Annotated in this window: 2 protein-coding genes; both read right to left on the minus strand. The window is 41.6% G+C overall.

What is annotated here, in order from left to right:
* A partial coding sequence (locus ACYVRA_RS08210; protein WP_461252241.1) for a signal peptidase II occupies positions 1-250 on the minus strand: 250 nt, incomplete at its 3' end.
* A 57-nt stretch (positions 251-307) separates the two neighbouring features.
* The coding region (locus tag ACYVRA_RS08215) for a Nif3-like dinuclear metal center hexameric protein (RefSeq protein WP_461252242.1) at positions 308-601 on the minus strand (294 nt) is incomplete at its 5' end.

Here is a 601-nt window from a genome sequence, read left to right on the forward strand (position 1 = left end):
CTAAAACCAGGACTGGAACTATGATAAACATTACAGTCCTGATAACATCTGGAAGATTTTCTCCCAAACAGAAGGCAATCGCCTTGTTGTGGATATGATAAATCCATAAAAAGCCGTTATTAAAAACATCTTTTATAAGCCCCTCTTCTGGCTTAATTTTTACAATAACCGCCTTAAATATTTGATCCACAATAATAATAAACGCCGCAAGTGAAAATGGGAGGATTTTCTCTTTTACAAATTGTTTCATTTTTATTCTCCTAAATAACTAAAAGTTATAATAACTTTTAGTTATAATAATTTTTAGTTATAACCCCGTGGGAATATCCAAAAATTCAGCGTCAATGGCAAGTTCCGCCATTGTATGACGCATAACAGCCTGAAGCCCCCAGACTTCGGTACAGTAGTGGCCGCCGGCTATCATGTTGAGTTTCCCCTCCAGACACTCATGATAAACCGTATGTGAGCTTTCTCCCGTCACAAACAAATCCACGCCTTCTTCAACCGCTTCCCGCGCGTTTTCCGCCGCTCCGCCCGACACAACCGCGGCGGTTAAGCAGTCTTTCTTTCCAAAAGGAAAAACTCCAAGCGGCGGACGCCC

It is taken from the genome of Treponema sp. R8-4-B8 (assembly GCF_054786175.1).